Raw genomic sequence first — 25,293 nt, forward strand, 5'->3', positions numbered from 1 at the left:
CACGCGAGTAACTTACGTGAAACAAACCGCTATACAATCTGCCAACCTCGAATTCAACGCTGAGGGTACACCTGTTTCCCGAGATTTCGACGACGTCTATTTCTCTAATGATAATGGACTTGAGGAGACGCGCCATGTTTTCCTCGACGGCAATCACCTCAGCACCCGTTTTCCAGTGCACCCGCGCCCGCTGTTTATCGTTGCCGAAAGCGGTTTCGGCACCGGTCTGAATTTTCTTACGCTGTGGCAGGCGTTTGATGCGTTTCTGCTCGCACACCCGCAGGCTACGCTGCAAAGATTACACTTCATCAGTTTCGAAAAATTTCCGCTAAAGGCAGCGGATTTAGCCCAGGCGCACCGGCACTGGCCCGAGCTGGCCCCGTGGGCTGAGCAGCTCCAGGCGCAGTGGCCGCAGGCTATACCGGGCTGCCATCGTCTGCTGCTGGCGGGTGGGCGCGTCACGCTCGATCTCTGGTTTGGCGATATCAATACTTTAACCGAAGCGCTGGATGATTCACTCAACCAGAAGGTTGACGCCTGGTTTCTCGACGGCTTCGCCCCGGCGAAAAACCCGGATATGTGGACGCCGTCACTGTTCAATGCCATGGCCCGTCTGGCGCGCCCAGGCGGCACGCTCGCAACCTTTACCTCCGCTGGCTTTGTCCGTCGGGGATTGCAGGAGGCGGGCTTCACCATGCAAAAAAGAAAGGGGTTTGGCCGCAAGCGTGAGATGCTGACTGGCGAGATGCAGCAGACGCTCAGCATCCCACGACGCACGCCGTGGTTTGCCCGTACTCCAGCGATAAACAACGAGGCCGCGATCGTCGGCGGCGGCATCGCCAGCGCCCTGCTCTCTCTGGCTCTGCTGCGCCGGGGCTGGCAGGTGACGCTCTACTGCGCCGACGATGCGCCCGCTAAGGGCGCGTCCGGTAATCGCCAGGGGGCGCTCTATCCGCTGCTGAGCGCCCACGATCCGGCCCTTGCCCGCTTCTTCCCCGCCGCCTTTACCTTTGCCCGGAGGTTCTACGATGCCCTGCCGGTAGCGTTTGACCACGACTGGTGCGGCGTTACCCAGCTTGGCTGGGACGAGAAGAGCCAGCAGAAGATTGCCCAGATGCTTAGCCTTGAACTCCCTTCTGAAGTAGCCGTGGCGGTAGATACCGAAGCGGTTAAAGCCACAACCGGGGTGGAAATCGGCTGCGGTGGCATTCAGTATCCCGCAGGCGGCTGGCTCTGCCCGGCCCAGCTTACCGCCGCCGCGCTGGAGCTGGCGGTTGCTCAGGGCCTGCGGGTGCATTATCAGTCCGAGGTTAATGGCCTCACCGCCACGGACGCGGGCTGGCAGCTGGCGCTCACCCATGGCGAAAGCGCCTGCCATCAGACGGTAGTGCTGGCGAACGGCCATCGGGTTAATCAGTTTGACCAGACCGAGAACCTGCCGGTCTACGCCGTCGGCGGCCAGGTGAGCCACATCCCTACCCGTCCCGGCCTGTCGGCGCTGCGTCAGGTGCTGTGCTACGACGGCTACCTGACGCCGCAAAATCCGGTAAACGGCGAGCACTGCATCGGTGCGAGCTACCATCGTGGCCAGCAGGAGACGAGCTACAGCGAAGAGGATCAGCAGCATAACCGCCAGCGGCTAATCGACTGCTTCCCGGAGGCCGGGTGGGCGAAAGAGGTAGACGTCAGCGGCAAATCGGCGCGCTGTGGCGTGCGCTGCGCAACGCGGGATCATCTGCCGATGATTGGCAACGTCGCCGATTACGACGCGACGCTGGAGCACTATGCGGACCTGGCCGAGCATCAGGAGAGCGCTCTCTCTGCTCCGGTGCATGCCGGGCTGTACATGCTCGGCGCACTGGGTTCACGCGGGCTGTGCAGCGCCCCGCTGGCGGCTGAGATCCTGGCGGCGCAGATGAGCGATGAGCCGATCCCGCTGGAGGGTGAGACCCTGGCGGCGCTGAATCCGAATCGTCTGTGGGTGAGAAAACTGCTGAAGGGTAAGGCGGTTAAGCGTGCTCAAGTGTAACGATGGTTCGTCGGGCGGCACTGCGTTTGCCGGGCTTACAAGCCCGTAGGCCCGGTAAGCGTAGCGCCACCGGGCGTGACTGCACTTAAGCCCTCGCCTGCTGGTAGAGCCTCTCCCACATCTCCAGCACCAGCACCTGATCGCGCGGAGAGAGCTCGCCGCCCTGAATCGCCTGCTGAAGGCTGGAGGTCACCTGGGCGTAAACCGCCTCCGGAGAGTGATCGTCACCGTTTTCCAGTACGGCGACGGCCAGCGTCAGGTGGCCGCTCAGGTAACCGCTGGCGAAAAGCTCATCGTCACTGGCGTGCTCAACCATGTCATCAATTAACGCCAGAATGCGTGATTCAAATTCCGCGATCATCTTCTTTCCTCTTTAAAAAAACCGTGCCGCTAGTTCAGATCTTCCGGCCACGGGAACTGGTCTGCCGTTAAAGACGGCGTGTGATAATAATCCTGTAGTGCCTTGATAAACCGTGCCGGACGCTCGGGGATCCCCTGCTCCAGCCAGCTCATCACCTGGGCATGCACCCGGCGCTGGAAGGCGACGCGATCCGGCTCGACGTCGCCTTCAAGATTGTCGCAGCTGACGTTAAACGGGAAGCCCGCCGCCACGCAGAAGAGCCATTCGAAAGACTGAGGCTTCACCTCCACGTCTTCAAACTGACCCTGGGTAGCGGCATCGCGCCCGTCCGGACAGTACCAGTAGCCAAAATCGACCAGCTCCCGGCGGGCCTTACCGGCGACGCACCAGTGTGAAATCTCATGCAGCGCACTGGCGTAAAAACCGTGGGCGAAAACGATCCGGTGATAGTCGACCTCGTCGTCAGCCGGAAGGTAGATAGGCTCGTCGTCGCCCTTCACCAGGCGCGTATTAAAATCGTCGGCAAAGCAGCCGTTGAAGATCTCAATCAGCTGCTCGTAGCGGTGTGTCGTACTGCTCATGCGTGTATCCCCACCCAGTGGAGAATCTCCTGTCCGTGACTGTCAAAAAGAAGCTTGGCGCTCATCACCGCCGAGACGATAACAATCATCGGACGGATCAGCTTCTGCCCTTTGCTCAGCACCAGCCGCGAGCCGATGCGCGCGCCGATAAACTGCCCGGCGAGCATCACAAACCCGGTGGCCCACACCACCTTGCCGCCGATGATAAACAGCAGCAGGCCGCCGATATTGGAGGTGGCGTTAAGCACCTTGGCGTGCGCGGTGGATTTTGCCAGGTTGTAGCCGCAGAGCGTGACGAATGCCAGCGCGTAAAATGAGCCTGCACCGGGGCCGAAGAAGCCGTCGTAGAAGCCCACGCAGCCGCCAGCAATCAGCGCAAACGGCAGACCGTAGAGACGACGCTGGCGATCCTCTTCCCCCAGCTTCGGCATCAGCAAAAAGTAGAGGCCGATACCGATGATCAGCAGGGGCAGGATCTGGCGCAGTATGTCGGACTGCACATGCTGGACCAGCAGCGCCCCCGTGGTCGAGCCGATAAAAGTCATCAGAATATTAAGCTTCTGATCGCCAAGCTTTACTACCCCACGGCGCAGAAAGTAAATCGTTGACGAGATGGATCCGCCGCAGGCCTGCAGCTTATTTGTCGCCAGCGCCTGGGCTGGCGTCATGCCCGCCGCCAGCAGCGCCGGGACGGTGAGCAGCCCGCCGCCGCCCGCCAGGGCATCAATAAACCCGGCCAGCAGGGCGACAAAAAACAGGACTGCCAGCAGCAGCGGGGAAACCAAAAAGAGATCGCTAAAATTTTCCATTAAAGTACATGCTCGTCCAGTAGCGCCTGGCAGGAAGGCGGCAACGGCGGCGGTGTCTTCTTCTCAGGCTTTGTTGAGGCAGGTTTAGGCGGTTCGAACCAGCTTTGCAGCTCTGCACCGCAGCCGTCTCCCGGCGGCGGCAGAGGCTGATCGACGCACTCCAGGCTATCCGCCGGGCAGCGCAGGCGAACGTGCATATGCGCCCGATGCTGGAACCACGGACGCACCTTCCGCAGCCAGTCGCGGTCGGTTCCCGCGTCTTCGCAGAGCTGCTGCTTAATGGCCGGATTAACAAAGATGCGCGTGACGTCATTATCTTCCGCCGCCAGCTTAATCAGCTGGCTGATTTCCGGCTGCCACAGGGAGGAGACAACATGCTTGCCATCCTGGGAGACCAGATCCAGCGCCTGAGGCCTCAGCAGCTGCGCCGCGCTCCAGCGCGTTTTCGGCAGCTGTAGGAAGATATCGACATCCAGCCCAGTCTGGTGGCTGGCGTGGCCACCGTTGAAACGACCACCGGCAGGCATGCCCATATCGCCTACCAGCACCGTACCGAGATTGAGATTATGCACCCGTCCGCTGAGTCGCTGAATAAACTGCACCAGGTCGGGGTGACCAAAGTAGCGGCGCTGATCGGTGCGCATCACCTGATAGGTATCGGACTGCACGGGCAGCGCGCTTGCGCCGACGATACAGCCGTTAGAGAACGCGCCCACCGACTGCGCACTACCGGCAATCGGATGGGTAATTTTTTGCCACGGCGTGGCCGCGAAGGTGGCATGGCTGGCGAGAGCCGCCAGCAGCGCTATAAGCGTTTTTTTCATCGTTTACCAGCGTGGGATGGTTGTCGTCACGTCCGCGTTCTGCGCCCGCTGGCGCATGAAGTGATCCATCAGGACAATCGCCAGCATCGCTTCGGCAATCGGTACAGCACGAATGCCCACGCAAGGGTCATGACGGCCTTTAGTGATCATCTCCATCTCTTCCCCGGTGCGGTTGATAGTTTTCCCCGGCACGGTAATGCTGGAGGTGGGCTTCAGGGCGATATTGGCAACAATCTGCTGACCGCTGCTGATACCGCCGAGAATGCCGCCTGCATGGTTGCTGGTGAAGCCCGCATGCGTAATTTCATCCCGGTTCTCGCTGCCGCGCAGGGCTACTGAACCAAAGCCTTCGCCAATCTCCACGCCTTTAACAGCGTTGATGCTCATCAGCGCGTGGGCAATATCGGCGTCCAGGCGGTCAAACACCGGCTCGCCCAGTCCCGGCGGCACGCCGTCGGCTACCACGGTGATCTTCGCCCCAATAGAGTCGCCCTCTTTTTTCAGGGCGCGCATCAGCTCGTCCAGGGCTTCAATCTTGTCCGGATCCGGGCAGAAGAATGGGTTCTGCTCAACCTGGTCCCAGGCTTTGATCTCCAGCGGGATATCGCCCATCTGGGTCAGGCAGCCACGAACGGTGATGCCCAATTTCTCCGCGAGGAATTTTTTAGCGATCGCCCCTGCCGCCACGCGCATGGCGGTTTCACGCGCGGACGAACGGCCACCGCCACGGTAGTCGCGCAGGCCATACTTCTGCTCGTAGGTGTAGTCAGCGTGGCCTGGACGGAAGACGTCCTTGATGGCACTGTAGTCCTGGGAACGCTGGTCGGTGTTCTCAATCAGCAGGCCAATACTGGTGCCAGTGGTCACCCCTTCAAAAACGCCGGAGAGGATCTTCACCTGGTCCGGCTCGCGGCGCTGAGTGGTATAGCGCGAGGTGCCCGGTCGGCGGCGATCCAGATCGTGCTGCAGATCGGCTTCGCTCAGGGCGATCCCCGGTGGTACGCCGTCGACAATGCAGCCGAGCGCCAGGCCATGTGACTCCCCGAAGGTGGTCACGCGAAAGAGTTGTCCAATACTGTTTCCTGCCATCACGGCTCCACTGTCGTTATTTAACTATGCATTTAACTATGCGTTATCGTTTTATTAATCTTTGTAGATGCTGAAGTGCTCCCGGGCCGCCAGCAGCTGCGCTTTGGTCAGCATAAACACGCCGTCGCCGCCGTTATCGAACTCAAGCCAGGTAAAGGGTACCTCAGGGTACTGCTCTATCAGATGTACCATGCTGTTGCCGACTTCACAAATCAGTACGCCGTCGTCGGTGAGATAGTCCGGCGCGCAGGCGAGGATGCGACGCGTCAGCTTCAGGCCGTCGCTGCCGGAGGCCAGGCCCAGCTCAGGCTCGTGGCGATACTCGTTTGGCAGATCTGACATATCCTCTTCATCCACGTAAGGCGGATTGGTGACGATCAGATCGTACTGCACCTTGGGCAGATCGCGGAACAGATCGGAGCGGATAGGCGTTACGTTATGGATCAGGCCGTGCTCTTCAATATTGTGCTCGGCCACGGCCAGCGCCTCGGGAGAGATATCCACGGCGTCGACTTCCGCTTCCGGGAACTCGTAGGCACAGGCGATGGCGATGCAGCCGCTGCCGGTGCACATATCCAGAATGTGCTGCGGCTGGTGGTTGATGATGCCAGCAAAGCGGCTGGTAATCAGCTCACCGATGGGTGAACGAGGCACCAGCACGCGCTCATCGACGTAGAACTCGTGGCCGCAGAACCAGGCTTTATTGGTCAGGTAAGCGACCGGAATACGCTCGTTGACGCGGCGGATCACGCGCTCAACGATGCGGTGGCGCTCGCTGGAGGTCAGGCGTGCGCTGCGCATATCTTCTGGAATATCCAGCGGCAGGTAGAGGGTCGGCAGCACCAGCTGCACCGCTTCGTCCCACGGGTTATCGGTCCCGTGCCCGTACCAGATGTTTGCCGCGCTGAATCGGCTGACCGACCAACGTAACATGTCCTGAATGGTGTGCAGCTCATTTACTGCTTCATCGACAAATATTTTATCCACGCTATCCTCCGGGACATGCCTTGCTATAAATTCGGCGGCTAGTTTGCCATGAAGACGCCGATAAATCAGCATTCTCGCGCACAGCCAGCCGGAAAAAAGCATTTTGCCTGAACACAGAGCGCAGCGAGTCGGGTAAACTGAAAAAAATCAGAAATGAGATGAATGAATGAAGAAGAAAACATCACTTAGCGAGGCGGATCAGGAGCTGTTCCGCCAGTTGATGACCGGTACGCGCCAGATCAAGCAGGATACTATTGTGCACCGTCCCCTGCGCAAGAAGGTCAGCGAAGTGCCGGTAAAACGACTGCTTCAGGAGCAGGCCGACGCCAGCCACTACTTTTCTGATGAATTCCAGCCGCTGCTCAACACCGACGGGCCGGTGAAGTACGTTCGACCAGACGTGAGCCACTTTGAAGTAAAGAAGATGCGTCGGGGAGACTACTCGCCGGAGCTGTTTCTTGATCTGCACGGCTTAACCCAGCAGCAGGCCAAGCAGGAGTTGGGGGCGCTCATCGCCGCCTGCCGCCGGGAGCATGTCTTCTGCGCCTGCGTAATGCACGGCCATGGGAAGCATGTCCTGAAGCAGCAGACGCCGCTGTGGCTGGCGCAGCATCCGCACGTAATGGCTTTCCACCAGGCACCAAAAGAGTACGGCGGCGACGCGGCGCTGCTGGTCTTAATCGAGGTGGAGGAGTGGCAGCCGCCAGAACTACCCTGATGGCAGAAATGACAAGAGCCGCATAAGCGGCTCTTTAGCGATGGCCAGGCGGCGTTAAATTGCCTTAGCCATTTTCAGGTTGCAGGGGCTAACCTGCCAGTTAAAGGTCCCTTTGCCTTCGCCGTCCAGCGTCACGCTGGCAATCGCAGAGGTCAGGAACATCGGCGGAGCCTCTTCCGGGCAGAGCTCGGAGACCAGGTAGCCGACCAGCGGCAGGTGAGAGATCACCAGCACGGAGGAGACGCCTTTGCTGGCCAGCGCCTGAAGATAGTCGCCGACCAGAGCCACGTCGCCGCCGGGTGTTAACTCAGGCAGCACATCTACGCTGTCCGGCAGGTTCATACACTCCCCTACCTTCTCCAGCGTCTGTTCAGCGCGCAGAAACGGACTCACCAGCACGCGCTCAACGTTTACTTTTTGTCCTTTTAACCAGGTCGCCATTTGACGGGACTCATCACAGCCACACAGGGTTAAAGGACGTACCGAGTCACTGGCTGCTTCAAGAGCAGCGTCGCCGTGACGCATGATAAAAACTTGCATATTGCACCGCTTTTGTTAACCAGAAGCACCGATATCGCCCGAGCAAAACAGCGTAAACGCGTCGGGAAATAGCAGTGGCCGGGCATTGTGCCTTATCCATTCGTCGAATGAAACGCTGTGTTTTACCTCAACGGCGTAACGCTCGTCAATCTCTGTTTAGAAATTGAGCAACACCAGCTCATCCAACGCCAGATTTACCCTTACCAGACCTTAACTTACCCGATCGGCGTCCCTGTGCGGCCAGAACGTGATGCCGTGCTGCGCCATGTGTAACAAAACTTCACAGGGCGTAAACCGCTCTCCGTACTGGGCGGCTAAACGTTGCAGGGTCGCAACGACGTTATCCGCCCCGAGTCGATCCATATAGCGGAACGGCCCGCCCAAAAACGGCGGAAAACCGATCCCGAAGACTGCGCCGATATCGCCATCGCGCACGCTTCTGATGACCTTTTCATCTATACAGCGTGCAGCTTCATTAAGCATCATCATCACGCAGCGTTCAGCCACCTGGGCTTCGGTTAAACGCCCACTGTCTGCTGCACCGACCAGCGAATAGATCGCCGGATCCACCTGTTTCTTGCTTGTACGCCCTTTTGTCTCATAAAGATAGAAACCGCGGCCATTTTTTCTGCCTTTGCGATCGTCGTTCAAAATTGCTGTTACGACGTTTGCTGGCGGCGAAAAACGATCCCCGTACGCCGCTTCGAGTACAGGTATAATTTTAGTGCCGGTATCGATTCCTACCTCATCCAAAAGTTGGATCGGGCCAACCGGGAAACCAAACTTCACCAACGCGTTATCAATGTGTTCTACGCGCTCGCCCTCGGTCAGCATGCGCATCGCTTCGTTGATATAGGGGGCAAGAATACGGTTAACATAGAACCCGGCTCTGTCCGCCACCACGATGGGCGTTTTCCCCTGCTTTTTCGCCAGCATGACCGTCGTGGCAATGGTTTGCTCATCCGTGCCAGCGTGGGGAATGATCTCGACCAGCGGCATCTTTTCTACCGGACTAAAGAAGTGCAGGCCAATAACCTTCTCCGGGCGCGCCGCACCGGCAGCAATATCACCAATCGGCAGTGAGGAGGTGTTGGACGCGAAAATGGTATGCGGTGCACAGTGCGCTTCGACCTCGGACACCATCTGCTGCTTCAGGCCTAAATCTTCAAATACCGCCTCAATGACCACATCCCGCCGGGAGAAGCCGCGATAATCCGTAGCGCCTGAAATCATCGCCATCTGGCTGTCGCGTTCGCTGGATCTGATATGGCGGCGACGGACTTTTTTATCAAGCTCCTGCCAGCTGTATTTCAGCGCATGGTTGATGCCCGTCGGGTTGATATCCTTGATGCGCACCGGCAGCCCGGCTTTGCTGGCGGTCACGTACGCGATGCCACCCCCCATCAGGCCGCCCCCCAGTACGCCCACCGATTGCAGCGGACCGGGATCGACGCTGCTGCCGGGATCTTTTTTGATCTCGGTGGTAGCAAAAAAGATCTGCCGTAGCGCCTGAGACTGAGGCGTCATGGCCAGCTCGCCAAAGGCCCGGGCCTCAGCCGTATAGCCGCTGCCTTTACCCTGTGCCAGCCCGATATGAATAACATCCAGAATACGTGACGCCGCCGGATAGTTACCGTGGGTCTTCTGCTGGGTCTTCTTGCCTACAAAATGGAACAGCATCGCCCGCCCAAGGGGGCCTGCGAGAATGCGCTCTTTCACCAGCAGACGACGACTGGCGGGACGGCCTTTCAGCGCGAGGGCTACCGCCGCCTCCAGCAAAATAGAGTGAGGCACCACGTCATCCACCAGCCCCACTTTCCGCGCCTGGCGCGCCCGCAGCTGCTTACCGGTGAGGATCATCTCTAGCGCCGTGCTGACGCCAACTAAACGCGGCAGGCGCTGGGTTCCCCCCGAACCCGGGAGCAGTCCCAGCTGAACTTCGGGCAGGCCCAATACCGTTTTCGCATCATCGGTACAGATGCGCCCATGGCAGGCCAGAGCCAGTTCCAGACCGCCACCGAGGCAGGGTCCGTGGATGGCGGCAATCACCGGAATGGTGAGCGCGTGAATATCCGACATGATTTTTCGTCCCTGATACGCCAGCGCTTCCGCCTGCTGGGCAGTGGTACAGCCGTCAATCATGTTGATATCGGCCCCGGCAATAAAGTTGTCCGGCTTGGCGGAGATAAACACCACGCCGCGCAGATCCTTGTTATCACGGATCGCTTTAACGATGGCACGAACCTGGCTGCCAAACTCTGCCTTAAGGGTATTCATCTTCTCGCCAGGCACGTCGATAGTGACCACGGCGACATTGTCCGGCCGCACGTTCAGGGTAAATGCGGAGGGAGTTGCCATTTCAGTTTCCATATCCATTATTCGGCCTCCAGAACCATGGCCGCCCCCAGCCCACCGGCGGCGCAGGCGGTGACCAACCCAAAGCCGCCTCCACGACGGCGCAGCTCGTGCAGCGTCTGGGTGATCATCCGCGCCCCGGTGGCGGCAAAGGGGTGCCCGTAGGCGATCGAGCCGCCCAGCACGTTAAACCGGCTCTCATCCACTTCACCAATAGCGCGATCGCGTCCCAGCACCTCGCGGGCAAAGCGGTCGCTGGCCATCAGCTTCAGGTTAGCCAGCGTCTGGGCGGCAAAAGCTTCGTGCATATCAAACAGGGTAAGATCGCCAAGCGTTAACCCGGCCCGCTCCAGCGCCAGCGGCGTTGACCACGCCGGGCCGAGCAGCATGTCCTGCTTCACATCGATAGCGGTAAAAGCATAGCTGCGCAGATAGCCGAGCGGCGTCAGCCCCAGCTCACGAGCACGGGATTCGGTCATCAGGATCACCGCTGCCGCACCATCGGTGAGCGGCGTGCTGTTGGCCGCGGTTACCGTGCCGTGCTGGCGATCGAAGGCCGGACGCAGCTTCGCATAGTCGGCAAGCGACGCGTTGGCACGCACCGTATTGTCCTGAATAAACGGCTCGCGATAAGGGGGGGCATAGGCGGTCATCACTTCATCCGCCAGCCGGTTGTCTGCCCACGCCTGGGCCGCACGCTGGTGGGAGCGGTGGGCGAATACATCCTGCTCCTCGCGGCTAATGCCATAGGTTTTCGCCATCTGCTCGGCGGTATCACCCATGCGCAGACCGGTCGAATACTCGGCAACCGCAGGCGGCACCGGAAGCAGATCGCGCAGGCGCAGGCGGGAGAGAAGCTTGAGTTTTTGTCCGCCGGAACGCGCTTTGCTGAGATCGACCAGGGTGCGTGCCAGGGTTTTACTGACGCCAATCGGCAGAACGGATGAGGAGTCGGCTCCCCCAGCAATACCAGCGCGGATGGTGCCCGCTAGCAGGCTCTCGGCAACGTTCGCCACCGCCTGAAAGCTGGTGGCGCAGGCGCGGCTCACGCTATAGGCATCGGTATGCACGTTCATCCCGGTTCCCAGCACAATTTCGCGGGCAATGTTGGGCGCTTCCGGCATCTGAACAACCTGACCAAAAACCACCTGCTCCACGATCTCTGGCGCAATTTCGCTGCGCGCCAGCAATTCACCCACGGCCATCTTGCCCAGTTCGATGGCGGTGACGCCATGAAACGCGGTGGCCTGGCGGGCAAACGGGGTGCGTAACCCGCTAACAATGGCTATACGATCGCCCTGACGGGTGACAAGCGGTAATGCCTGACTCATAACACTCCCCTGTTGACATAATGCGCAAAGTGGTCTGACCTGATAATAGTCTTAACCATTTTTTTACATTTAGCCAAGCGGAAGCGCGAAAAAATGCGAGCTAAAACACAGAGAAAAGCGCAGATAACGCCCCCGGTGCCGGGAGCGTAACAGGAAGGTTAACGCAGGCCCAGCTGGAAGATCAGCGTTTCGGCTTCGCAGGCAAACACGAAGTCGATATCGAGCTGCACGCCGCCGTCAACCTCGGTGAAGGTTGACTTGATGTCGCACGGCTCAGACTCAACGCTGCGCGCTTTTTCCGTCAGCGCCGCGAGAGTTTCTTCGGCCTGGGCACGATCGGCAAACACACGGCTGTAAGAGGCCGTGCAGTCGCTGTTGTCCATGATGGTGCCAACGTCCATACAGCAGCAAACGGGGGTTTCATCAGCACTGCATTTACTCATCTTGAATTCCTCTCTCATTCGCACGTAGCGTGCCCGATAAATAGTGAGGGTATTTTACGCGCTGGCGGTTGCGGTCTCCAGCGGTTAGGGCTCCAAAAATGGATAAGTGACCGATATCACACTTAAAAATGATCTGGCGCAATAATCACCCTTTCCTCTCATTGAAGGCCGTTGCGTTTTTGCCAGCCAGATCGCGTTTCCGTGATCACATTTGAAAATACTTATCAACATACTTGCAACATTCATGCTGGTCAGACCTATACTCTCGCCACTGGTCTGATTTGTAAGTCGTAACTCAGACCCTACACTCCGCGCTCCTGTTACGGCATGTAACATTTATTGTATAAAAATAAATTATGAGGTTATGGTCATGAGCCAGAAAACCCTGTTTACCAAGTCTGCACTCGCAGTTGCAGTGGCAATTGTCTCAACACAAGCCTGGTCAGCAGGCTTCCAACTTAATGAGTTCTCCTCCTCTGGTCTTGGCCGTGCCTACTCTGGTGAAGGTGCTATCGCTGACGACGCGGGTAACGTCAGCCGTAACCCGGCGCTTATCACGATGTTCGACCGCCCTACCTTCTCCGGCGGCGCGATTTTTGTCGATCCGGACGTGAATGTCTCCGGTGTTTCTCCGTCCGGTCGTAGCCTGGATGCGGATAACATTGCGCCGACAGCGTGGGTGCCTAACCTCCATTTCGTCGCGCCAATCAACGATCAGTTTGGCTGGGGGGCGTCCCTGACCTCTAACTACGGTCTCTCTACCGAGTTTAACGATAGCTATGCCGCAGGTTCGATGGGCGGTAAAACCGAGCTGGAGACTATCAACCTTAACCTCAGCGGCGCGTATCGCCTGAATAACCACTGGAGCTTCGGCGTTGGCTTTGACGCGGTGTATGCCAAAGCGAAGCTGGAGCGCTACGCGGGCGACCTCGGCCAGCTGACCGCAGGCCAGTTGAGCCAGACTCCGGGCTTTACCTCTGCAACCCCACAGGGTGCAGCCCTGCGCTCTATTGCAGGCTATGCCAACAGCCTGAGCAGCGATACGCAGATTGCCTACCTTAAGGGTGATGAGTGGGGCTTTGGCTGGAACGCCGGTATCCTCTACGAGCTGGATAAAGACAACCGTTACGGCCTGACCTACCGCTCCGAAATCAAAATTGACTTTGACGGCGACTACCGCAGCAGCCTGAACCCAGCATTTAACAGCTTCCTGACGACGCGCGGCCTGCCCTACGGCACTGGCGGCAGCACTATCGACGGCTCGCTCAACCTGAACCTGCCAGAGATGTGGGAGATTTCAGGGTACAACCGCGTTGCACCGAAGTGGGCGGTACACTACAGCCTGGCCTACACCAGCTGGAGCCAGTTCCAGGAGCTGAAGGCGAAAAACAGTGACGCAGGCACCCTGTTCTATAAAGAGGAGGGCTTCCGCGACTCTTACCGCCTGGCGTTGGGTACTACCTACTATATGGACGATAACTGGACCTTCCGCAGCGGTATCGCCTACGATGACAGCCCGATCCCGGCTGACAAACGCTCCATCTCCATTCCGGACCAGGATCGCCTCTGGCTGAGCGCGGGTACGACCTATGCCTTTAACCAGGATGCCTCCGTCGACGTCGGCGTCTCCTATATGCACGGTCAAAAGGTGAAGTTCACCGAAGGCCCATATAACTTCGAGTCTGAAGGCAAAGCCTGGCTCTACGGCGCGAACTTCAACTATGCATTTTAAAAACCAGGCTTTCTAAGTCCGCAACGCGCATAAAAAAGGTGAACTTTGGTTCACCTTTTTTATTGCCTTGTGCCGGGTTACTCAGCGTCAATATCTTTTAAATCGCCCTGGATCGCCTGCGCATTCGGGTTCTCCTCCGGCTTCAGCTGTCCGCCGTTAGCAATAAAGTCATGCTGCTGGAAGTAAGCCTCGCGTACCAGAATATAGGGGTCAGAGGACTGACGCAGCAGGCCATCGGAGTCCAGCAGCTGCGCACGTGACTCAACGCCCTCGACTGCCCATTTGCCAACCGACAGCGGCCATGTCAGCCAGGAGAGCACCGGATAGAGCGTATCTGCTGCATCGCCAGCGTCTTCACGCAGCGTAAAGCTGCCATAGAACGGCAGCTGCACATAGGGACCGTAGCCGACGCCATAGTGGCCCAGCGTGCTGCCGAAACGGCGCGGCACGGTGCGCTGCAGGTCTTTGTTCGCCATACCAGCAACATCGATAAAGCCGCCCATGCCCAGAATGGTGTTCAGGAAGAAGCGGGTGAAGTGCTTCATCCCTTGATAGGGATCGCCCTGCAGGAAGGCGTTCACCATCACGGCAGGCTCTTCAAGGTTGCTGGTGAAGTTGCTCAGGCCGTTTCGTGCGGGCTGCGGCACGTAATCGCGCCAGGCGACCGCCACCGGACGCAGAACATAGGGATCCACCACGTTAAAGTTAAAGTTGTACATGGTGCGGTTGAATCCTTCCAGCGGATCCGAGCGTCCCTGTGGCTCCCCGGAGTCGGAGCTGGCGCAGCCGACCAGTAGCGTAGTGCCCAGCGCGAGCGCCGTCAGGCGAAGTTTCATAGATGTCTCCCTGTAAAAATTGGCGATGACTGAATGTCACCCGTGACGGCACATACGCACAGCGCCCCGGCGTTCGCCGTAGAATACGCAAGCGATTGTATCAGCACGTTTTAAGATGTCCATGCGCACGGAATAGCACATCGGTATGATTTCAGCATAGCCTGGCTTTGGCTTTATCTTCTCCGTTTCGTCTCCCATTTTAAACGCCTCTGCCAATAACGCCGTTGCGAGGGGTGCGCTTCCCGGCAAAATTAGCGGATACCGCTACGCTTATAGCAGTGAAGTGAGTAATGGAAAGGTGACCCATTGTGGATGAATTAAAAGAAGAGAAGATTAACAAAGACTCAGATGAGCTTTCGGAAGAGATTGAGGTAGAGAGTGAGGAGAACGAGCGCGGCGAAGATATAGAGGTGGATGAAGAGCAGCTCCCCTCCCGGGCAATGGCGATCCATGAGCATATTCGCCAGGACGGCGAGAAAGAGATGGAGCGCGATGCCATGGCGCTGCTCTGGTCGGCTATCGCCGCCGGGCTGTCAATGGGCGCGTCGCTGCTGGTAAAGGGGATCTTTCATGATAAGCTGGAGGGGATTCCCGGCAGCTATGTGCTGGAGAGCTTCGGTTACACCTTCGGCTTTATTATTGTCATCATGGCCCGCCAGCAGCTGTTTACGGAGAATACCGTGACCGCCGTACTGCCGGTGATGCAAAACCCGACCTGGAAAAACGGCGGCCTGCTGCTGCGTCTGTGGAGCGTGGTGCTGCTGGGTAACCTGATCGGTACGGCGATTGCCGCCTGGGCATTTGAGTATATGCCGATCTTTGATGAAGCCACGCGGGATGCCTTTGTGGAAATAGGTTTGGAGGTGATGAAAAACACCCCTGCCGAGATGTTTGCCAATGCGATCATCTCCGGCTGGCTGGTCGCCACCATGGTCTGGATGTTCCCGGCGGCCGGTTCGGCGAAGATCGTGGTGATTATCCTGATGACCTGGGTGATTGCCCTGGCGGACACCACTCATATCGTGGTGGGCGCGGTAGAGATCTTTTACCTGGTCTTTAACGGCAACATCCCCTGGACGGATTTCATCTGGCCCTTCGCCCTGCCGACCCTTGCGGGTAACATCTGCGGCGGTACCTTTATCTTCGCCCTACTCAGCCACGCGCAGATCCGCAACGATATGAGCAACAAGCGCAAGGCCGAGGCGGCAGCCGAAGCGAAAGAAGCCCGAAAAAAGATGAAAAAGGCTTAAAATGGTGACACTTTAAGCAGTTGGGCGGTGCCGAGCTTAACGCAACGGTCAAATAGCGTTATACTCGTGCCGCCTCGTCCCCTTAGTTAAATGGATATAACGAGCCCCTCCTAAGGGCTAGTTGCAGGTTCGATTCCTGCAGGGGACGCCACATTCTCATTACCTCACATTTCCCGGCGTTACCAATCACCCCTTCCCACCTCAGTTTCTAGCGGATTTCTTGTTACCTGACATTACCCGACATGTATTGACTCCACCAAACTTTTGCGGGCATATTGCGGGCATATCGAAAAATACCCACGGATTTATGCCCACATGCTCACGGTAAAGCAGATCGACGCAGCAAAACCTGCCGAAAAATCATATCGCCTGGCTGATGCCGGGGGGCTGTTCCTGTTCGTCCCTCCGTCTGGCAAGAAGGTATGGCGCATGCGGTACCGGTTTGAGGGAAAAGAAAAGACGCTGGTAATCGGCCCATATCCGCAGATCACTCTCACTGAAGCCAGGGCAAAGCAATCTGACGCGAAAATGAAGCTTCTCGCTGGAGTGGATCCGGCCGAGCAGAAGCAGGCAGTAAAGAAGAAAGAGAAAGAGGCTGTCGCGGATTCTTTCGGGGATATCTTCAGGGAATGGCATGCGCATAAATCAAAGGTTTGGTCAAAGGGATATGCTGACGAGATGATGAGCATGTTCACAGATGACATACTTCCAGTCATTGGTCACATGAAGATGGAAGAAGTCGAGCCGATGGTACTGCTGAAGGTTATCAGGCTCTTCGAAGACAGAGGCGCAATGGAGCGCGCCGACAAGGCGAGGCGGAGATGCGGAGAAGTTTTCAGCTATGCGATTATTACTGGCAGAGCTAAATATAACCCATCCAGAGACCTGGCTGGCGCAATGAGGGGGTATCGGAAAGAAAACTACCCATTCCTTCCCATGCACCGCATACATGAGTTTCAGCGGGCAATGAATGCTTATGGTGGGTGGATAGTAATTAAGATAGCTGCTCAGGTTCTGCATTACACCGCGATGCGAACCGTTGAACTCCGTTCGCTGGCATGGCCAGGAATCGACTTTGAAACCAGGCTAATCAGTGTTGACCCTTCAGTGATGAAAGGCCGTAAACTTCATGTCGTTCCTATGTCAGATCAGGTTGTCGAGCTTTTCCGCTTCCTTAAACAGGTCACCGGCCAATATGAGTTATGCTTCCCCGGGCGTAATGACAGGAAGAAGCCGATCAGTGAAAACTCTGTTCTGGGCCTGATAAGAAATATTGGTTATGAAGGGCAGACCAGTGGGCATGGGTTCCGTCACCAGTTCAGTACTGTAATGAACGAGAAGCACTGGAACAGCGATGCCATTGAAATGCAACTGGCGCACGTAAGCGGAGGTACGCGCTCTGTATACAACCATGCGGCATATCTCGATACGCGGCGAGAGCTGATGCAATATTGGGCCGACTGGCTTGATGAAAAGGTGAGCTAGCGCAACAATGCCCTGCTGAGGTAGAGATAGATCTTAACTTAACATGTCTCGCCGTGTATTATCCGGCGATAAATATTCCATTGTATTAAGACTTAAATCATGATGATAAAATACAGGCGTGACATCGACGGGCTGCGGGCTGTGGCTGTTTTGTCGGTGCTGGTTTTCCACTTCTTTCCATCATTACTGCCTGGTGGTTTTGTTGGCGTGGATATATTCTTCGTTATTTCCGGGTACCTGATAACCAGTATCATCATTAAAGATGTGAAAGCTGGATCCTTTACTATCTCAGGGTTTTATAAGAAGAGGGTAATGAGGATATTCCCTGCCCTGCTGTTAGTATTATCAACATGTTATGTGTTTGGTTGGTTTCTTTTTTTACAGGGTGATTACTCATCGCTAGGGAAGCACATTTTCGGAGGGGCATTCTTTATATCAAACCTGATGCTGTGGAGTGAGTCGGGTTATTTTGACAGTAGCTCACAGCTGAAGCCGTTGCTACATCTGTGGTCTCTTGGCGTTGAAGAGCAGTTCTATTTGTTCTGGCCATTGCTGCTTATGGCCTTCGCAAAGACTAAGAGATCGCTTTACGTGACGAGCGCATCAGTGCTTATGATCAGCTTCGTTGCTGGCGTATACACTATGCACTCTACTTCGGGTTCTAACTATTACTCGCCATTGTCTCGATTCTGGGAATTGATGTTTGGAGCGCTACTTGCTGGTTATAAATCCAATCACAAAGCATCATTCAGCCAGAAGCAGGAGAATATCATCTCATTTTGCGGTCTGGTTTTACTGGCTGTATCTATAGCGCTCATCAACGAATCAATGGCGTTCCCAGGTTATATTGCTGTTATTCCTGTTGCAGGCGCTACCTTGCTGATCCTAAGTGAGAATGGTGTTGTTAATAAAGTCTTATCATTAAAACCTTTAGTTTATATAGGCATTATTAGCTACCCTCTTTACCTCTGGCACTGGCCTGTGTATTCATCAGCACGAATTATTGGCGCTGGAGAACCCTCAGATACAGTAAAATGCTGGCTGATGGCGTTCTGCTTTGTGCTGGCTATTTTCACATACAAATGTATCGAGTCTCCCGTAAGGTTTGGCGCGAAAAAACCTGCAATGCTGCGCTCTCTGGTTGCAGGAGTTTTCTCGTTGGGTCTGGTCGGCATTTTCACGTTCAACTCAGATGGCATACCAGGCAGGGCGATAAATGGATCAATTGGTGAGTATTCATCTATCACCGAGCCGTATAAGTTCTTTGATTTCCCTGGTGAAGTGCGGAACATGGTTTGCCACTCGGTAGACCCTGATACGTCTGTAAAGAACGGGTGCATTTCAACAAACTCAGATCAGGTTTTCATCTGGGGTGACTCATACGCAGCGACATTTTATTCAGGGCTCAAATCCGTACTTAAAACGAATGGCTACAAAGCAAAAATCAGCCAGGCAACAGATGGTAACGGGCCTCCATTCTTTGTTAGCGGAAGATTCACTGACTCAGGTAAGGACCTGCTCGTTGCTAATGAGCAGAAGCTGAAATTTGTCTCCGAAGTTAAGCCGAAGGTAATTCTTATTTCATGGATGACTCATGGAGGAAACGCCTCTAATGATATGGAATGGACGGCAAGTAAACTTTCAGAGACTATAAACAAAATAAAAACTGTTTCACCTGAATCAAGAATTGTCATAATAGGGCCGGTTCCGGAATGGCAGGATAGTCTCTTACGGCAGGTCATTAAGTTCTATCAAGACAATAAGGCCATGCCGCCCGAGCATATGAGTGCGGGACTCGTTCAGGATATTTTCCATTTTGATGAGTATCTGAAGCCTCGAGTAAAAGCTATGGGCGCTGACTATATATCTGCTGTCTCGTCGATGTGTAACAAGGAAGGGTGTCTGGTGCGCACTGCGCCGGGGGCCTCCAATCTCACCGCGATAGACTGGGGGCATCTGACTAAAGCCGGAGCACGATACCTGATCGAATATAACAAAGAAGAAATATTCAAAGGGTTAAAATAAATATTAAGGGGCCTCTATGGCCCCGTTTTTAAATTACCCCAACTTCCAGCCGCCTGATCCATCTGACCATAGCTTAATAAAGTCACCTGCCACAATTACCCTGCTTGACCCTAAAAATAAGTTCCCTGTGCCTGATGGGCCTGAGTTTTCAAGTGTAAACCCATTCACTGCTATCAGCCTGACTGTGCGATCTTTGACGAAAGCACCTCCGTTCAAAATGTTTACATTAATAACACTACCAGTTCCGTTTACTGAAACTGAATCTGCAATGCTTGGGATTGATAGCGCACCACTAGAAATAATGGCACGTGCCTGCCCAAGCGGATCCCACCTGGTAACACAGTTGCTTACTGATACGTTAGAGGACGCAGTGTAAATGTCATCCAAAAGAGCGGCCGATTTGGCGCTAATTGAAGACAAGGCAACGTTGAACGAATTCGAATCTACATATACCGCATAGCGTTGACCATCTCCGCCACGAATAGCCGCACCTGAAATCGCAATGTTCTTATTATCACCCTGGAACGGGTAACCACCATTCCCTTTATGGATGGTTATAGCCGCCTGCATCTCCCCGTCAGGCTGACCCTTGAAGTTGTCGTTCATCACAATGCCGGAGAAGGCCATATCCTCGCAGGAGTTGATTTCAAGACCTATCCACCCGTTGGACTCTGCGATCAGGCTGGTTCCGGTGCACTTACGACAGTCACCAAAATCGTATCCCACCCCGGCATTTTCAAATGCAATGAGTGAGGAAAGCGTCACACTGTCGGCATTTATCAGGAATCCCTGATGCTCCGTTAGCGTTCCGTTTCGGTACGCATGACAGCTTGTAAGGGTTGTGTGGTGGGACTGGACAGCAAAGCCGTTTTTCCCGTTGTGATGGGAGTATGCATCTATGATGGATACCATTTCATATACCGGCGTATCCACGGTGGAAATGAACCCTGTGGCAATACCAGCGTCGCGGTTATGGTGAGCATCAATGCGGGACATTCTGACAGGTCTGATACCCCGCTGACTGCCCCCGCCAACCACACCGCCAGCACAACCACTAACGTTAATATCGTCAATGATTTCGGATGCTGCGTCATAGAGACTAATACCATGCCCAACAGTTGTCCCTGCGATCATCAGATGGCTAAGCCGGTTTGGTTGTCGGTTGTCATCTGTAGTGCTGCTGTTGTTTATCTCAATGCTATGGCCAAGGGCATTAATAGAGGATCCGTTTTCGAAAACTGCTCCGCTCACTGCGTTCATCAGGATGTTACTGGCGTATCCACTGCATTGTGAGTTATTCCCATCAATGGTCAAGCCAGAAACCGTTCTGCCGTTGGTAAAGGACAGCAACGTTAATGAGGTTCCGGCCTTCCGTTTTATTGTAGATTTTCCACGCCAGTCGCACTTAACGGTTAGCGTTTCAACCTCATACAGCCTGTCCGTTTCAAATAGGATCGCCACCCCGTTTGCATTGCCGTAGTTATTGGCAGCTTCAATAACCTGCTGATCTGACATTCCGGATGATCGGAAATATTCAACAGGCATTTCTGATAACACACGCCACAGGCTAGGAATGTGCTTGTAACCATCTACACCCTCAATTTCTGCCCTAAACTGATCTGGCTCATACTTAAGTACGTTGGGGATGTAATCCTGTAGATGGAGGAAAGCATCATAGACGGCCATGCTGTGGCCTTTCTCGGTCACTACTTTGACGACCTGCCCGAGATAGACAATGTGCCCACCGCTGTTAATTATTAATGGCTGCGGAATTTGTACGAGGCTTCCATCCTCATTTTCTATGTATACTGGGATTTGGTTAGAAGGCAGTGTTGGGTCTGTATCGATTTCACCGATATAGATTCGCCCGTTAACAAGAGCTTTGAGGGATCTGCTCGCTGTAAAAAGTGCGCGAGGATTGCTAACTACCACATTGGCGTTGATGTCTGCCATTATTGGGCTCCGGGCATAAAAAAAGCCGCACAACAAAAGTTGCACGGCCTTGCGTTAAAGGTCGGTTATAATTGGTTAAAACACTGGAGGATTTATGGATTTAGCTTTGTGGATGATTCTCATCGTACTTGTTTTTATAGCTATTCAAATTGCTAGGGCTGTTTCCATCCTTGGGAAAATAAGATCCAGTAACGACATAACTATAAAATGTCTGGATGCGCACGAGCTTCTATTAAAGAAGATGGTTGAAGAGATCGAGCAGCTAGGCATGGCGATAGATGAGATTAAAAACACGATTCAGAATAGGTAGTCACTATTCGTTAGGCGTTCCTTGCAGCCATGCTATCAGTCCAACTTTAGCAATTGCCTGCCTCTCAGATGCGTCAAGCGTGGCTGCCCATTTTTTATATTGATTGCTCCTCATCAGAGCCTTTTCAACATTAGCTCTTGCTGTTGCCGCTTTCACACTGTCGCTACCAGCCATGAGCTTTGCTGCATTTCGGAAATGATGTGATGCAATCAGTTGGTCTGCGGCCACAGTCCTTGCCGTTTTATTTTTACCCAATGTTGAAGCAATAACAGAAACTGTACCAAAGCCTGGCATTCCTACAGCCGATGTTACCCCCTCTGCCGCTGCAGCTTTCTTCCCGATGTTGTATATCTTTGAGATCATCCCCCCTTCCTTATCGAACTGGTCAAGAAGCGACTGAATGCGCCCAGTGGATATTTCACTAGTTTTCGCTGTGCGTATGCCGTTGGCCACCGTATACAGATCACGCAATCGTTTTGTTGCGTCAGCCGGTAGATGTTTCGTTACAGCAGACAGCGATCCATTACGCTGCGCTCCCGAGTACCAGTCAACAAAGCCCGGGATATTGAGCTGCTGCTCTTTCCTTGAGCCCAGCGTGAAAGCATCGTTCAGTGCGGAAGCAACAACCTCCTGCCGCATATGTGGCGGTGTGGAGTCGAGCATTTGGTTGAACTGCGACACGTTGCCCTTTCTAAGGTTCTGCACCGCCGGAGACAACCGCGCTGAAAGCGTGCCGCTCAGGTCTTTGCCGAGAGCAGTCACCATGTGGTCTTCTAGCTGCTTTCGCTGCGCTACGAGGCTTTTGGCAACATTCCATTTGTCACCCATTCCATTGGCCGCAACAACTGTAGCCTGGTCATCAGTGATAGCGGAGTAAAGCCGCTTTAACTCAGAACTTGTCTGGTCTTTGAATGGACCCTCACCTCTGCTGAGCGCTGCGCCGATCTGCTTCCGGGTATTGTCCAGTAGTGCGAATGTTGGAGGAGTTACTGTTTTAGTGCCGTCAGGATTAACAACTGTCTTACCTTGCATGCGACTGAGAACGGTCCGCTCTACAGGCGAGAGGTTCTCCAGGCCGCCGAGATCGTCCGCCTTACTCTTCAGAAGGTCGAGAGTGCTGTTGGCTGTCACCTGCGTTCTGGCCGGAATGGCCTTGCTGATTTCGCTGTAAATAGCATCTGATTGGGATGTCAGAGCATCAATAGCTTTTGTCGACTCAGTTTTGAGCCGGTCAGAAAGCGCCACCCTATTTTGCTGGCCGCCCGCCATCTCGATCAGGTCATCGGCTTTTTGAGCGAGTGAAGCGATGGCAGTGTGTTCTTTGGCTGCCAACTGGCTGGCAGGTACTGATTTAAGTCCCTGCTCAATCGCCCTGTACGTTGGGTTATTGGAGAAGTGAGACGGGAGCAATTCGCTTTCCATTCCGAGGCGCTTGGCGGCATCAATAACGCTCTGGTTAGGCCTGACTTCTTCAGCTGCTCGATATACCTGAGGGGTGACCGATGCAGCCTCCGACGTCGCAGCGCCAACCTGAACATTTCGCTGTAATAGTGACTTATCTGGCGACTCCGCGATAATTCTGGCCGTATCATCAATTCTGCTTGGCTGTGAGCCTTGCGTCATTGCGTTGCGAAGTGTGTTTGCCGCCTCTTCAACACCACGATTCCCCATAGCACGAATGCCAGCGCTGATTCCTTTCGCTGCCAAGTTAACCGCACCGCCTGCGGCGACACCAGTACCAAGCTCACCGATGAATTTAGACGCCGATCCATCTTCTCCACTATTCGCAGCTAGCGCTCCGGTCACGTTCTCTGCGGTAAGGCGTCCTGCGGCATTAGCCACTCGCCCAGCTAATGTTGGTGCGCTTGCGGCGACCCGCTCTGCGCCAATTGGGGTCAGGTATGGCAATGCTTCAGCAAAGATCCGGCCTTCTACCGTATTAGGAGTGAGGGTGCCACGGCTAAGCCCGAAGTCCTGCTCCAGCCCCTGAGTGGTCACTCGTGGCGCTGGAGTGTAGGTGCCATCACCCAGGCCGAGCTTTTGCCCCGCCCATGCCCCGGCGCTGGTAATGGCATCAGCAAGTTCTGCCGGGATGTTCGCAATATTCACGCCAGCCTGGAGAAGCCCGCGCCCCGTTTCCATTGCAGCTTCGCCTAGTTCCCGACCTCGGGTTTGCGGCGCTCTATCTCCCCAGGCAGCACTCTGGCCGCCGGGCTGCGGCTGATCGCGCCACATTTCAGACGACTGTTGTTCCGCGGTGGCTACGGGATAGGCTGCATAGAACTGCTGACGCGCCTGCTCTGCGTTGCTTCCAGCCTGAGGCGCTACAACTTCATTGAAATACTGCTCCTGAGCCTGTGCTTTCTGTTCTGGTGCCAATGCCTGATACTGCTGCGACGAGAGCACGTCTTTCCATGCCTTAGCCATTAGTCACCCCATAGTGAAGAGAAGCCAGCCTGTTGTTGCGGCTGTGGTGCTGGCTGTAATGTTGTGGATTGCGCAGGCGGCTCCTGGTAGTCGAATTGTTTTTTGACGTTACCAAGCTTGCTCTCAAGCTGAGTGCGGATCTTGCCGATAGAAGACCTGAAGGCGTCTTCACTCATTTTCGGACTGAGAGCCCCTACGGCATCAGAAAGCTTTTTACCCTCAGCATCTGACAGCGCCCCCATGCCTTTCAGGCTGGCTACCATAGGGAGAAACGTCTGAGCCTTAAACGTGTCAAGACGGGCTTCAAAGTTCGCCGCGTCAGAGCCAGGAATGGTTGGGAAAGCTGAGCGGACACCAACAGCCTTGGCAAGGCCCGGGCTTTTCTCGATTTCGCCAAGCGAATCAAGAGCGGTGCTGAACGTATCTACCGCGCCCTGCGCCGTTGCCTGCCTGTCAGCACGAGCGACCTCTGCTTTCTGTCGCACATCAGTCTGCTTCTGCCTCAACTCCTCAAGCTTCAGCGTGTTTGTTTCACGCGCGATCTGGCGATCAAGAGCTTTATCCTGCAGCTCAGCCTTTTGGATCTCGCGTGACAAAGCGGCATTCTGTGCACTGATGTTCTGTCCTCGAACAGTAATATCCTGTCCTCGCGCAGTGAGCGCCTCGCCGGCCTGATTGCTCCTGATCTGCTCGGCAAGCTTTGCTCTATCTCCAGTCACGCCGTAATAATCTTTGGGTCCGAGAGCGCTCAAGCCTACCGCATCTACAATGTGGGCAAGGGACTGAGGATCTTGCTGATATTGTTGCAGTATTTCTTCTGGAGACGAACCAATAGTGCCTAGCACCCCGGCATTTCGTGATGCGGCCACCCCAATTGCTTGCGGATTTCCGGATGCTATGGCAATGCGAAGGTCTCGAGCTGCATTACCAAGATCAATCTGATGCTGTTCATTCTGAAAACCGATGCCAGCCTTAATAGCTTCCATTTGTCCGGGATATTTGGCGGCAAGAGCTGTCATCTTTTGCGGATCTCCAAATGATGACTTCCAGTCTTGCTGGAATTGTATGGCGGTTGCTTTCGCTGCTTCCTGGTCAGCCATCTGCTGCCGATTAGCGCGAACCTGCTGGATGCCTTGCGCCGCCTGATTTCCCACAAGGATGGCCCTACCAAGACCTGCGCTGTAATCAATAGGATCTACCATGGTTCA

At 55.2% G+C, this 25,293-nt stretch carries 21 protein-coding genes and 1 tRNA gene; 8 read left to right on the forward strand and 14 right to left on the reverse strand.

Annotated features, from left to right (window positions below; all coding sequences use genetic code 11):
* Nucleotides 1-16 precede the first annotated feature (16 nt).
* Entirely contained in the window at nt 17-2,029 is a 2,013-nt protein-coding gene (mnmC, locus tag RTM13_RS12445; protein WP_312212312.1) for a bifunctional tRNA (5-methylaminomethyl-2-thiouridine)(34)-methyltransferase MnmD/FAD-dependent 5-carboxymethylaminomethyl-2-thiouridine(34) oxidoreductase MnmC, read from the forward strand.
* 85 nt (nt 2,030-2,114) lie between these two features.
* On the opposite strand, the gene RTM13_RS12450 is transcribed toward mnmC, so the two are convergent.
* From RTM13_RS12450 to prmB, 6 genes are read right to left on the reverse strand one after another with little or no spacing between them, the layout of a single operon-like run.
* Nucleotides 2,115-2,390, reverse strand: coding sequence for a YfcL family protein (locus tag RTM13_RS12450; protein WP_312212313.1), 276 nt, complete (start codon nt 2,388-2,390; stop codon nt 2,115-2,117).
* Nucleotides 2,391-2,419: 29 nt separating this feature from the next.
* Nucleotides 2,420-2,971: an elongation factor P hydroxylase gene (locus RTM13_RS12455; protein ID WP_312212314.1), complete on the reverse strand. Its 552-nt coding sequence runs from the start codon at nt 2,969-2,971 to the stop codon at nt 2,420-2,422.
* A complete protein-coding gene (locus RTM13_RS12460) occupies nt 2,968-3,780 on the reverse strand; it encodes a sulfite exporter TauE/SafE family protein (protein ID WP_312212315.1) in 813 nt (270 codons plus the stop codon). The genes RTM13_RS12455 and RTM13_RS12460 overlap by 4 nt, the downstream gene beginning before the upstream one ends.
* Entirely contained in the window at nt 3,780-4,604 is an 825-nt protein-coding gene (gene mepA, locus RTM13_RS12465; protein ID WP_312212316.1) for a penicillin-insensitive murein endopeptidase, read from the reverse strand. Before mepA ends, RTM13_RS12460 begins: the two co-directional genes overlap by 1 nt.
* Before the next feature lie 3 nt (nt 4,605-4,607).
* Complete coding sequence (gene aroC, locus RTM13_RS12470; protein WP_312212317.1) at nt 4,608-5,693, reverse strand: chorismate synthase; 1,086 nt, start codon at nt 5,691-5,693, stop codon at nt 4,608-4,610.
* 54 nt (nt 5,694-5,747) lie between these two features.
* Nucleotides 5,748-6,680: a 50S ribosomal protein L3 N(5)-glutamine methyltransferase gene (gene prmB / locus RTM13_RS12475; RefSeq protein WP_312212318.1), complete on the reverse strand. Its 933-nt coding sequence runs from the start codon at nt 6,678-6,680 to the stop codon at nt 5,748-5,750.
* Nucleotides 6,681-6,846: 166 nt separating this feature from the next.
* Between prmB and smrB the strand changes: the two genes are divergently transcribed.
* Complete coding sequence (gene smrB, locus RTM13_RS12480) at nt 6,847-7,398, forward strand: endonuclease SmrB (protein WP_312212319.1); 552 nt, start codon at nt 6,847-6,849, stop codon at nt 7,396-7,398.
* Between the two features lie 54 nt (nt 7,399-7,452).
* Here the strand turns inward: smrB and sixA are convergent, their stop codons facing one another.
* The 4 genes from sixA to RTM13_RS12500 all read right to left on the reverse strand — a co-directional run bounded on the left by sixA (nt 7,453) and on the right by RTM13_RS12500 (nt 12,067).
* On the reverse strand, nt 7,453-7,938 hold the full coding sequence (gene sixA, locus RTM13_RS12485; protein ID WP_312212320.1) for a phosphohistidine phosphatase SixA: 486 nt from the start codon (nt 7,936-7,938) through the stop codon (nt 7,453-7,455).
* 210 nt (nt 7,939-8,148) lie between these two features.
* Nucleotides 8,149-10,296 carry a fatty acid oxidation complex subunit alpha FadJ gene (gene fadJ, locus RTM13_RS12490; RefSeq protein WP_312212321.1) on the reverse strand — a complete coding sequence of 716 codons (2,148 nt, stop codon included), beginning with the start codon at nt 10,294-10,296 and terminating at the stop codon, nt 8,149-8,151.
* 17 nt (nt 10,297-10,313) lie between these two features.
* On the reverse strand, nt 10,314-11,624 hold the full coding sequence (gene fadI, locus RTM13_RS12495; RefSeq protein WP_312212322.1) for an acetyl-CoA C-acyltransferase FadI: 1,311 nt from the start codon (nt 11,622-11,624) through the stop codon (nt 10,314-10,316).
* Between the two features lie 158 nt (nt 11,625-11,782).
* Complete coding sequence (locus RTM13_RS12500) at nt 11,783-12,067, reverse strand: YfcZ/YiiS family protein (RefSeq protein ID WP_312212323.1); 285 nt, start codon at nt 12,065-12,067, stop codon at nt 11,783-11,785.
* Nucleotides 12,068-12,437: 370 nt separating this feature from the next.
* Here RTM13_RS12500 and fadL point away from each other — a divergent pair, with 370 nt between their 5' ends.
* A complete protein-coding gene (gene fadL, locus RTM13_RS12505; protein WP_312212324.1) occupies nt 12,438-13,799 on the forward strand; it encodes a long-chain fatty acid transporter FadL in 1,362 nt (453 codons plus the stop codon).
* 77 nt (nt 13,800-13,876) lie between these two features.
* On the opposite strand, the gene mlaA is transcribed toward fadL, so the two are convergent.
* The gene (gene mlaA, locus RTM13_RS12510; protein ID WP_312212325.1) at nt 13,877-14,635 is read right to left on the reverse strand and encodes a phospholipid-binding lipoprotein MlaA; all 759 of its coding nucleotides are present in this window, start codon (nt 14,633-14,635) and stop codon (nt 13,877-13,879) included.
* Between the two features lie 308 nt (nt 14,636-14,943).
* On the opposite strand from mlaA, the gene RTM13_RS12515 reads away from it, so the two are divergent.
* The 4 genes from RTM13_RS12515 (at nt 14,944) to RTM13_RS12530 (ending at nt 19,395) form a co-directional block, all read left to right on the forward strand.
* Entirely contained in the window at nt 14,944-15,885 is a 942-nt protein-coding gene (locus tag RTM13_RS12515) for a formate/nitrite transporter family protein (RefSeq protein WP_312212326.1), read from the forward strand.
* Between the two features lie 76 nt (nt 15,886-15,961).
* Nucleotides 15,962-16,036, forward strand: a tRNA-Arg gene (locus RTM13_RS12520).
* A gap of 164 nt (nt 16,037-16,200) precedes the next feature.
* Nucleotides 16,201-17,370, forward strand: a complete 1,170-nt coding sequence (locus RTM13_RS12525; protein ID WP_312212327.1) for a phage integrase central domain-containing protein — start codon at nt 16,201-16,203, stop codon at nt 17,368-17,370.
* A 99-nt stretch (nt 17,371-17,469) separates the two neighbouring features.
* Entirely contained in the window at nt 17,470-19,395 is a 1,926-nt protein-coding gene (locus RTM13_RS12530; RefSeq protein ID WP_312212328.1) for an acyltransferase family protein, read from the forward strand.
* 33 nt (nt 19,396-19,428) lie between these two features.
* Here RTM13_RS12530 and RTM13_RS12535 read toward each other — a convergent pair whose 3' ends face one another.
* On the reverse strand, nt 19,429-21,348 hold the full coding sequence (locus RTM13_RS12535; protein ID WP_312212329.1) for a phage tailspike protein: 1,920 nt from the start codon (nt 21,346-21,348) through the stop codon (nt 19,429-19,431).
* Between the two features lie 94 nt (nt 21,349-21,442).
* Here RTM13_RS12535 and RTM13_RS12540 point away from each other — a divergent pair, with 94 nt between their 5' ends.
* Nucleotides 21,443-21,658, forward strand: a complete 216-nt coding sequence (locus tag RTM13_RS12540) for a hypothetical protein (protein WP_312212330.1) — start codon at nt 21,443-21,445, stop codon at nt 21,656-21,658.
* 3 nt (nt 21,659-21,661) lie between these two features.
* Here the strand turns inward: RTM13_RS12540 and RTM13_RS20210 are convergent, their stop codons facing one another.
* Nucleotides 21,662-24,085, reverse strand: coding sequence for a hypothetical protein (locus RTM13_RS20210; protein ID WP_409456037.1), 2,424 nt, complete (start codon nt 24,083-24,085; stop codon nt 21,662-21,664).
* Complete coding sequence (locus RTM13_RS12550; RefSeq protein WP_312212331.1) at nt 24,085-25,287, reverse strand: phage DNA ejection protein; 1,203 nt, start codon at nt 25,285-25,287, stop codon at nt 24,085-24,087. Before RTM13_RS12550 ends, RTM13_RS20210 begins: the two co-directional genes overlap by 1 nt.
* Nucleotides 25,288-25,293 lie beyond the last annotated feature (6 nt).

The organism is Pseudescherichia sp. (assembly GCF_031979925.1).
Lineage (GTDB): Bacteria > Pseudomonadota > Gammaproteobacteria > Enterobacterales > Enterobacteriaceae > Pseudescherichia.